This window comes from Streptomyces sp. NPDC020362 (assembly GCF_040642095.1).
In the GTDB taxonomy this organism is placed as follows: Bacteria; Actinomycetota; Actinomycetes; order Streptomycetales; family Streptomycetaceae; genus Streptomyces.
Genome location: NZ_JBFAET010000289.1, coordinates 1 through 8,388, shown reverse-complemented (window position 1 = coordinate 8,388; position 8,388 = coordinate 1). Strand labels below are relative to the sequence as shown.

The 8,388-nt window shown below is 69.6% G+C and carries 9 protein-coding genes and 1 pseudogene; 3 read left to right on the top strand and 7 right to left on the bottom strand.

Annotated features, from left to right (window positions below):
- Window positions 1-99 precede the first annotated feature (99 nt).
- Window positions 100-1,314, bottom strand: coding sequence for a glycosyltransferase (locus tag AB0H32_RS44725; RefSeq protein WP_361134308.1), 1,215 nt, complete (start codon window positions 1,312-1,314; stop codon window positions 100-102).
- Complete coding sequence (locus AB0H32_RS44720; protein ID WP_361134305.1) at window positions 1,311-2,111, bottom strand: MerR family transcriptional regulator; 801 nt, start codon at window positions 2,109-2,111, stop codon at window positions 1,311-1,313. The genes AB0H32_RS44725 and AB0H32_RS44720 overlap by 4 nt, the downstream gene beginning before the upstream one ends.
- Window positions 2,112-2,367: 256 nt before the next feature.
- Here AB0H32_RS44720 and AB0H32_RS44715 point away from each other — a divergent pair, with 256 nt between their 5' ends.
- Window positions 2,368-3,585, top strand: coding sequence for a serine hydrolase domain-containing protein (locus tag AB0H32_RS44715; RefSeq protein ID WP_361134302.1), 1,218 nt, complete (start codon window positions 2,368-2,370; stop codon window positions 3,583-3,585).
- A gap of 165 nt (window positions 3,586-3,750) precedes the next feature.
- Here the strand turns inward: AB0H32_RS44715 and AB0H32_RS44710 are convergent, their stop codons facing one another.
- Window positions 3,751-4,617 (bottom strand): RNA polymerase sigma-70 factor, encoded by an 867-nt coding sequence (locus AB0H32_RS44710; RefSeq protein WP_361134299.1) that lies wholly within the window; start codon window positions 4,615-4,617, stop codon window positions 3,751-3,753.
- Window positions 4,614-5,228, bottom strand: a complete 615-nt coding sequence (locus AB0H32_RS44705) for a carboxymuconolactone decarboxylase family protein (protein WP_361134296.1) — start codon at window positions 5,226-5,228, stop codon at window positions 4,614-4,616. The genes AB0H32_RS44710 and AB0H32_RS44705 overlap by 4 nt, the downstream gene beginning before the upstream one ends.
- Before the next feature lie 173 nt (window positions 5,229-5,401).
- Here AB0H32_RS44705 and AB0H32_RS44700 point away from each other — a divergent pair.
- Both AB0H32_RS44700 and AB0H32_RS44695 read left to right on the top strand, forming a co-directional pair.
- A pseudogene (locus AB0H32_RS44700) lies at window positions 5,402-5,497 on the top strand (hypothetical protein); the annotation flags it as partial.
- A 220-nt stretch (window positions 5,498-5,717) separates the two neighbouring features.
- Window positions 5,718-5,843: a hypothetical protein gene (locus tag AB0H32_RS44695; RefSeq protein ID WP_361134311.1), complete on the top strand. Its 126-nt coding sequence runs from the start codon at window positions 5,718-5,720 to the stop codon at window positions 5,841-5,843.
- 292 nt (window positions 5,844-6,135) lie between these two features.
- On the opposite strand, the gene AB0H32_RS44690 is transcribed toward AB0H32_RS44695, so the two are convergent.
- From AB0H32_RS44690 to AB0H32_RS44680, 3 genes are all read right to left on the bottom strand, one after another.
- The gene (locus AB0H32_RS44690; RefSeq protein ID WP_361134293.1) at window positions 6,136-6,579 is read right to left on the bottom strand and encodes an ester cyclase; all 444 of its coding nucleotides are present in this window, start codon (window positions 6,577-6,579) and stop codon (window positions 6,136-6,138) included.
- A gap of 528 nt (window positions 6,580-7,107) precedes the next feature.
- Entirely contained in the window at window positions 7,108-7,323 is a 216-nt protein-coding gene (locus AB0H32_RS44685; protein WP_361134290.1) for a hypothetical protein, read from the bottom strand.
- 292 nt (window positions 7,324-7,615) lie between these two features.
- The gene (locus AB0H32_RS44680; protein ID WP_361134287.1) at window positions 7,616-7,912 is read right to left on the bottom strand and encodes a hypothetical protein; all 297 of its coding nucleotides are present in this window, start codon (window positions 7,910-7,912) and stop codon (window positions 7,616-7,618) included.
- Window positions 7,913-8,388: the final 476 nt, after the last annotated feature.

Sequence of the window (8,388 nt, the reverse complement as noted above, 5' to 3'; positions counted from 1 at the left end):
CGCTTCCGGCGCGGTCCCCTCGAGTACCTGCTCCATGTCGCCACCCGGCCCGCGCAGCACATCCGGTGAGGCGGACGCCGTGGAGACACCGGCCGGGAGTCACCCCCCGGTCAGCTGCCGGACGGCATCGAGGGCCGTGCTCGCCCCGCCCTCGGCCGCCATGTGCCGTGCGGCTTTCGCGGCGGCCCGTGTGTACCCCTGCTGCTTCACGACCCGGCCGAGAGCGTCGGCGAGCCGTTCGACGGTGAGGGAGCGGAAGGGGATCGGGTCTGCGGCGGCGCCCAGGGCGGCGAGTCGTCCGGCCCAGAACGGCTGGTCCGCGGTCACCGGTACCGTGACCGCCGGCACTCCGGCGCGCAGTGCGGCGGCCGAGGTGCCGGCCCCGGCGTGGTGGACCACCGCGGCCAGCCGCGGGAACAGCAGTGCGTGCGGTACGTCCCCGATGGTCAGGACGTCGTCGCCGTCCGCCGTGAGCCCGGCGTTGCCCGCCTGGAGGATGCCGCGCAACCCCGCGCGGCGCAGCGCTCGTACGGCGATCTCGCTCAGCCGCTCTCCTTCTCCGGCCGCCATGCTCCCGAAGCCGATGAGGACGGGCCGGGGTCCCGCGTGAAGGAAGTCCTCCAGGGCCGCGGGCAGCCGCTCGGTCTCGCCGTGATGCGGCCACCACGTCCCCACGACCTTCAGGCCGGAACGCCAGTCGGAGGGGCGGGCCACCAGCGCCGTGCTGAATCCGTGCAGGATCGGCCAGTTCGCCGCCTCCTGCCGCCGGCGCATCGTGGAGGCAGAGACCGGCGGCAGCTGGAGGCGATGGCGCAGCGTTGCCACCGCCCGCTCGTACAGGCGGTCGGCCATGCCCAGAGCGAAGCGCCCGGCTGCGCGGTTGGCGAGGCGGCCCAGCGAGCGCCCGCTGGTCACGACAGGCGGGAACTCGCCGGTCGGTGCGGTGGGCTGGAGGTACACACCCAGGCTCGGTGTCCCCGTGGCCTCGGCGAGGTGCCAGCCGAGCGGGGCCGTGGTGGTCGACAGCAGGAGCAGATCCGCACCGGCGTCCACCGCGTCGGCGAAACCCTGGCCCAGTTCGGTGACGAACGCCGCAGCGGCGCGCATCAGTTCACGTCTGCCCGTGACACCGCCTCGCCCCCGGGTGTCGGCGGGGAGACTGCGGAATTCCAGCCCGGCATGGCGCACCAGGGGAGCGAACGTGTCCGTGGTGGCCAGGGCGACGTCGTACCCTGCACGGCGCAGCTCGGCGCCCAGGCCCGTGTAGGGCGCGACATCACCGCGCGATCCGGCCGCGGCGATCAGTATCCTCATCGGTCCTCCTCGGAGTGGGTACGGCCGCCTGCACGGCGGGCCGCATTGGCGTGGACCGCCTTGCACATGTAGGCGGCCAGGCCCGGGCGCTGCTGGGACGGCGGTACGACCAGGGCGAAGGCGCGTGCGTCGGCGATGAAGTCGTCCGCGATGCGTCGGTGCATGTCGGGCGGGCAGGAGGTGAACCAGCGTGAAATGTGCAGACGGTGCTCCTCGGCGAGATCCATGGCCCGCTCACCGGAACTCGGTTCCCCCTCGTCGAAGGCCGCGAGCAGTTCCGTGCGCCAGACGGCGGCCTCACTCATGAGCTGCCGCCAGTCCTCCTTGGTGTGGGCAGCAGCACGTGCCATCGCCTCGCGCTGACCCTCGGAGTGCGCCCACTTCCGTTCCGCCTCGGTGGCGTAGCTCAGATCGAAGGCGATCTCACCGAAGACCTCGAAGCGTTCCTGCGGAGTCAGGGACACACCGGTCTGCTGGACCTCGATGGCTCGTTCAGCCACCTCGACCAGCTGCTGCAGCCTGGCGATCTCCGCGTTCAACTGCTTTTGCCGGGCCCTGAGATGTTCCAGGGCGTTCGCCTGCGGTTCCCCGAGAATCGTGGCTGTCTCGTCGAGGGAGAAGCCGAGTTCGCGGTAGAAGAGGATCTGCTGGAGACGGGCCAGGTCCGCGTCGCTGTAGAACCGGTAGCCGCTGCGACTGCGGCCACTGGGTGAGAGCAGCCCTGCCTTGTCGTAATGGTGCAGCGTACGCACCGTCACCCCGGCGAAAGCCGACACCTGCCCCACGGAGTAACTCATCCACCTGCCCTTTCGTCGGAATACAGCGTCAAGCCTGACGTAAGGGGAGGGTCAACTCGTCTTCGCCGGCTCCGCAGTCGAGGTCGGAGACTGGCACTTCTGAGGTGAGCGTCACGGGACAGGGATTCACCCGTCTGCCTGTAGGGGTGGGGTCAGGGGCGGGTCAGGGGTGATCCCTGATGACCGTGGACCGGTGGGCCCGCACGCTTGATCACACAGGAACCACCACACGATCTCGGAACTCACGAGGTGCCGCATGAAGTTGTCAGTCCGCCGTGCCGCCGCCCTGGGCCTGGCCGGCTTAGCTCTTGTCGGTCTCGGAGCCGGTGCGGGCGGGCCTGCGTTCGCCGCAGGCGACGGGCGGCCCGTCACCACGCGTGCCCTCCCCACGCTGGACCCCGCGGCATTGCAGGCAGCGATCGAGACTCGGCCCACCGACGGAGCCTCCGGCGCTATCGCCCGGGTCGGTGAGCCGGGGCGGCTGTGGAAGGGTTCCACCGTCGACAGCCAGACCGGGCAGAAGATCCCGGCCGACGCGCACTTCCACATCGGCAGCATCTCCAAGGTCTTCGAGACGACCGTCGTCCTGCAGCTCGCCGCCGAGGGGCGGATCGACCTCGACCGGACCGTCCAGCAGTACATGCCGGGCCTGCTTCCGGACACGTTCCAGCCGATCACCGTCCGCGAGCTGATCAACTACACCAGCGGCCTGCCGGACGTGGACGAAGGGAAACCCGCCGACACCGTCGACGAGACAATCGCCCACCGCTACGAGTACCGCTCGTTCGACGAGATCATCCGGACCACCCTGCGCCCCAGCGGCCGTGCCTGGCCCGGTCCTCACTTCGCACCCGGCACCGAGCAGGAGTACAACTCCCTCGGCTTCCGGATCGCGGGCAGACTGATCGAGCAGATCACCGGCCACTCGTTCAGGGACGAGGTCACCACCCGCATCCTGAAGCCACTGCGGCTCGACCAGACATCCGTGCCCGAGGACGACCCCGCGATGCCGCGCCCCTATCTGCACGGCTACCTGCCCGACAGCCAGGGCAGGCCGGTGGACGTCAGCGAGCAAGGCGGTGATCCCTCCAACATGATCTCCACGCCGGAGGACCTGGACCGCTTCATCACCGCGTTGTTCCGGGGCCGCCTGCTGCCCGGCGCGCAGCTGAACGAGATGTTCACCCTGCCCAAGGACGCAGCGGGCAACCCCGTCCCGTTCGTCGGCACCAACTGTGCCAAGGTGGCCTGCTTCGGCGCAGGGTTGATGTCCACCCCGCTGCCGCAGGGGGGCGTGCTCTGGGGCAAGACCGGCCACGACCTCGGCTACGCCAACGGGATGTTCGCCACCCGTGACCTGTCGCTTCGCGGCGTCTACTCCGTCTCCAACATGAGCCTCAACACCGGGGCACCGACCCCGATGGCCAACCGTCTGCTGACTGCGGTCCTCACGCCCACCGCCCCGCAAGGGTGAGGAGCCGGCCGCAGCCGTTCAAGGAGCTGTTCGCAGGAGGCGGTTGTCCCAGGTGCGCCGCGGAAGTCCGCGCAGTACGTCGGTGTCCGGCTGCTGTGCGGTTGCAAGGTGGTGCGGGCAGTCGGAGCCGCCCGCACCACCCACGATGCCTGAGCCGCAACAAGGTCACCTGGTGAGTTCGGCCGGCTCGTCGAGCCGCGTCAGCTTCCGCGGGTTTCTCACGACGAAGAGCCGCGTGATCCGCCCGTCGGCCACCAGGAGGCTCACCGCGGACGGCTCGCCGTCGAACTCGATGCGGCCCGCAGGTGCGCCGTTGAGCCAGACCGCCGTCGTCCTCAACGCCGTGACCACCTGGTTCGCACGCGCGAGCACCTTCGCCACGACCTCGGCTCCGCGGATCGGAGCCAGAGCGGCGGCCACCAGCCCACCTCCATCGGTGATCATCACGACGTCCGGTGCCAACACCTCCATCAACTCCTGCAACTGTCCGGTCCGCAAAGCGAACAGGAACCGCTCCACCACGGCCCGCTGCTCCGACCGGCTCACCTGCACCCGCGGCCGCCGGGCGGCCACATGCTCGCGTGCCCGTCGCCCGATCTGCCGCACCGCCGCCGCGGACTTCCCGACGGCCTCGGCTATCTCGCCGTACGGCATCTCGAAGACCTCGCGCAGCACGAACACCGCCCGCTCCGTCGGCCCGAGCGTCTCCAGCACGGTGAGCATCGCGATCGAGACGCTGTCCGCGAGTTCGACGTCCTCGGCGACATCAGGGCTGGTCAGCAAGGGTTCTGGCAGCCACTCGCCCACGTACTCCTCGCGGCTGCGCGACAGCGTTCGCAAGCGGTTGAGCGCCTGCCGGGTGACGACCCGCACGAGATACGCCCGTGGGTCGTGCACCTGCGTGTGGTCGACGGCGGACCACCGCAGCCACGACTCCTGCAGCACGTCCTCGGCGTCGGCCGCCGAACCCAGCATCTCGTAGGCGACCGTGAACAGCAGGCTCCGATGGGTCACGAACGGATCCTCTGTCATGTGCTGGACTCCACACGGGACTTCGCCCCGAGCACCACCCCGGACATCGCGCCGGCCTTCGCCGGTCGAGCCGCCAGCGGGATCTCACACGCGTCGGAGTAGCCCTGCGACGTGATCCCGTGGGCCGTGTTGGTCCTCGTCGCAAGGTTGGCAAAGGCGATGAACACGGTGAGTTCTACCATCGCCGCCGGGCCGAGCCGGTCGAGCAGACCGGCCGACAGCTCGTCCGTGACGGTCGGCGGTGTGTTCGTCATGGCCTCCGCGTACTCCATCACGTCCCGCTCCAGCGGCGTGAACACGTCCGACTCCCGCCAGCGCGGCACCTGGCTCGCCTTGGTCAGATCCAGGTGCTGGTTCTGCGCCTGGAAGTAGCCGATGTCGAGGCACCAGCTGCAGCCGACCAGTGCCGCGACGGCCATGTGGGCGAACGACTTGAGGCTTGCGTCGGCCGCATTCCACTCGGCCACCCTGGCCGAGAACTCCAGGTTGGCCGTGGCGACGTCGGGATTGTTGAACGCCACCTCGACGGGTTCGGGCACGGCACCGAGCTGCTTGATCATGTTCTCCTTCACCTCGGGGCCGAGTTCTGCCTTCGGAATGCGTATCGCCATGGTGTCCTCCATGTCCGCTTGCCAGTTCGGCATGAAGACACCGCCGGGCCCGAGAATGTGACAGCCACGGCCAAGGGGTCTTGAGGCGGCGCTCGTGGAACCCGGTGCCCGTCCCGTCGTTGGGCTCAGCGTGGGCAACGGGATCACAGGACCTCGGGGGGCCGGCTCAGCGCATGTCCCGTAAGGTCGCCGGCAGGCTGGGCTACGCCCCTGCCCCGGTGGTGAACACGGGAAGCGCGGGCTGGATGTGGGCCTGGTCGTCGGCGATCCCGGTGACGGCGAAGCATCCCGGTGCTGCGTGGAAGTTCGTCTCCTGGGCGACATCCAAGGGCTTCCTGAAAACGGAACGGCGGGAGGCTCGGCCGGGTTCGCGTGCCGCCGGGCAGCCGGCTGTCCACATACGGGTTTCCGCAGTACCGGAAGGCTGCCAGGGCGTTCCCGGGGCCCACGCTGAGCGCACTCGAGAGCCTGGACCTCAAGCATCCCGGGATGCACGCGCAGCCGTGCGTCGGGGTGTCGTACATCGGAATCCCGGAGTACTCGGGCCTCGGTGACCGGGTGTCCGGGGTGATCTCGGCGGCGATCGCCGGTCGGCCGTCGGTGGACAAGCCCTGACGAACGCCCAGCTCTTCGCGGAGGACGTGGTCAAGGGCGGCGGTTACCAGCGCTGGATGTCATGCCCGTCCCCTGGGCGCTCGTCGTACCGCCGGGATGGACGATCCGACACGGAGGCAGCGACCCAGGCTCCGCGTCGGCGCCGGCTCTCTCCCTGCTCAGAGCCCGGGCCTCAACCAGCGCCGGTTCTTCGGCTCCGAGGCGAGACCGACCGTGAACCACGGAAGATCCAGGCTGCCGCTGTGCGGGAATTGGCTGTTCCGGGTCATCACCGGGCTCTTCGTCGCTCCGGTCACGAAGGGCCTTCGGGAAGCATGCCGAGCTGTCGCATCTGCGAGAAGACGTCGACGACTCCCCAGATTTCAGCGACACGGCCGCCTGCGAAGCGGAAGATGAAGATCTCGTTGTAGGCGACGGATCGGCCGGTCGGGGCAAGGCCCCGGTACTCGCCCAGGTGGGTTCCGGTGACGGTGTTCCTGGAGACCACCTTGTCCCCCTCGGCGACCACGTCCTCGACCGTGACGTGCACGTCGGGAAAGGCGTGAAGGAGCACCGACCACACCCGCTTGAGCGCCGACGCCCCCGTCTCACCCATCGGTACCGGGGCATGGAACAGTACGTCCGGCTCGAAGACCTCGTCGATCGTCTTCGAGATGACTTCGGCATCGCCGCTGTTCACGGCGTCATGGAAACGGTCGAGCGTCGCCCTGTTGCTCGTTGCCCGGGATGTTGACATGCGGCTGCTCCTGAAGGTCGGGAATGACTCTGAGACGAGACAGCCCCGCCAGTTGTGACATGGAGGGTCGGAGGAGCCTGGGAGGAAGGTCCTCAGAAATATGTGAGCGACCCGTGGCGATACAGGGTCCGGCCGTTTCGAGCAGCCACCGGACCGTCGATGAGCGTACGCGCGCCGGAGCGATCGTCATGCATCTGGATCCGGCGGCATTTTGATGGCACGTCATGGTGCGATCGGCGTGGAGCGCGCCGCCAAGGAGCGAGGGCGAGGGAGCAGGGCACCTGAATCACCCATGCCGGGGCGTCACCGACCGGGTCGGCCGGATGTGCCCGGCGCCACGACGACAGCCGGCTCGCTGCATTGGTGTTCGTCATGGCTCGGACCGACGCTCTCGACCGCCCGGAGGTGAGCACCGGGGAGCCTGCCGGGGCCACGGTGGCGGCCAGGTTGCCTGATGGGACCGCTGGGGCCCGGTCATCCGGGTTCCGCCCGGGTGTCGCTGGGCGGGTGGCATGCGGTGATCGGCCGTCAGCCGGCCTCGCGGTCCAGGACGCGGCGGGCCGCCTCGGCCTCTGCCGCCGGCGGGGACAACTCGTCGAGGGTGTCGAGTTCGTCGTCCGCTTCCAGTTCCCGTTCCCATGCTGCCGCGAGTCGCTCCACTTCCTCGCGGGGTTTGGCACCGACAGTCTCCCGGTGCTCCGGGTCGAGAGCCGCCAGGAATCGTCCGACCGAATCCGTCGGCATACCGTGCTCCTTCTCGCCGGGTGGGGTGCCGTCCCGGCCCAGGATGGCCAAGGGGTGCCGCGCCGGCTGTCCGACACGGCCTGGGGACACCCTGATGGCCCCCGCTCACTGGAGGTCCTGCGACGGCGGCGCGCTGGGCAACGCGGTCACCTGCTGGGAGGCGCCCTTCGGGAACCGTCCCCTGAGCGCTGATGATCACCACCCGCCCGGACACCTGGGGTGAACGGGCAGGCGGTGACCTGGATGCTGCCACCTCGACGGGTGGGCGGCAGGAAATGCTGCCGGTCGTCCGTCAGTGGCAAAGGAGAACGATGAGGCCGTCGCAGTCGTCGCCGTAGTCGTCCTGGCCACCGAGTCTGCCGTGGACGCCGGATTCGCCGTGGGCGTGGGCCGGGATCGTCCGGGCATCTGTGGCGTCAGTGGCGACGTGCGGGTGGGGCGTCGCTGCAACGGCGGATGCGGTCGGTGCCGCCCCAGCCACGCAGGCAATGCCGAGGGCCGCGCTCACCACGACTATTCGGGGGATCCTGGAAAGAGTCTTCATAGAGTGAGTAGGGCGCTTGGGGTGCTTGAGCTGTGCAGTGTTCATGCGATCACCATGCACGCCCTCGCGGTCGTTTTCGCCCCGAGCGCAGCCGATTAGGTGAGGCGCCGCCAGGGGGCGTGTCCCGAGGCGATGGACGATGCCGAGGCCTGCACCGCCACTGTTCGGGCGGCGAGGGTGAGGGCTGCCCCGGCGCACATCCGCCGGGCTGTCCCACCGCCCAGCCGCCGTGCTGTCCCACCGCCCCATCGCCCCTCCGGCCACGGTGAAGTCCCGCCCCGGCCACGGTTGACCTCCTTGCCCCGCCCATGGTGAACTCCTTGCCCCCGTCACGGTGAACTCCTCGCCGCGGTCACCGTGAACTCCCCGCACCGGAGCCGCCGCGGCAGTTCCCTCGGGCGCGGCGCCACCCAACTCGCCCTCGCTGCACAGGCGTCGGCCCGTCATTGTGGGTGGTGACGGTCGTCTCCACCGGTCTGTTCGGCACTTGCGCCCTAGCGCCCTTGCGCCGCTGCGGCGGC

What these genes read in the sequence shown, in the direction of transcription:
- AB0H32_RS44725 (WP_361134308.1), bottom strand. Translation starts at nt 1,314, where the DNA reads ATGAGGATACTGATCGCCGCGGCCGGATCGCGCGGTGATGTCGCGCCC.
- AB0H32_RS44720 (WP_361134305.1), bottom strand. Translation starts at nt 2,111, where the DNA reads ATGAGTTACTCCGTGGGGCAGGTGTCGGCTTTCGCCGGGGTGACGGTG.
- AB0H32_RS44695 (WP_361134311.1), top strand. Translation starts at nt 5,718, where the DNA reads ATGCACGCGCAGCCGTGCGTCGGGGTGTCGTACATCGGAATCCCGGAG.
- AB0H32_RS44705 (WP_361134296.1), bottom strand. Translation starts at nt 5,228, where the DNA reads ATGGCGATACGCATTCCGAAGGCAGAACTCGGCCCCGAGGTGAAGGAG.
- AB0H32_RS44710 (WP_361134299.1), bottom strand. Translation starts at nt 4,617, where the DNA reads ATGACAGAGGATCCGTTCGTGACCCATCGGAGCCTGCTGTTCACGGTC.
- AB0H32_RS44685 (WP_361134290.1), bottom strand. Translation starts at nt 7,323, where the DNA reads ATGCCGACGGATTCGGTCGGACGATTCCTGGCGGCTCTCGACCCGGAG.
- AB0H32_RS44690 (WP_361134293.1), bottom strand. Translation starts at nt 6,579, where the DNA reads ATGTCAACATCCCGGGCAACGAGCAACAGGGCGACGCTCGACCGTTTC.
- AB0H32_RS44715 (WP_361134302.1), top strand. Translation starts at nt 2,368, where the DNA reads ATGAAGTTGTCAGTCCGCCGTGCCGCCGCCCTGGGCCTGGCCGGCTTA.
- AB0H32_RS44680 (WP_361134287.1), bottom strand. Translation starts at nt 7,912, where the DNA reads ATGAACACTGCACAGCTCAAGCACCCCAAGCGCCCTACTCACTCTATG.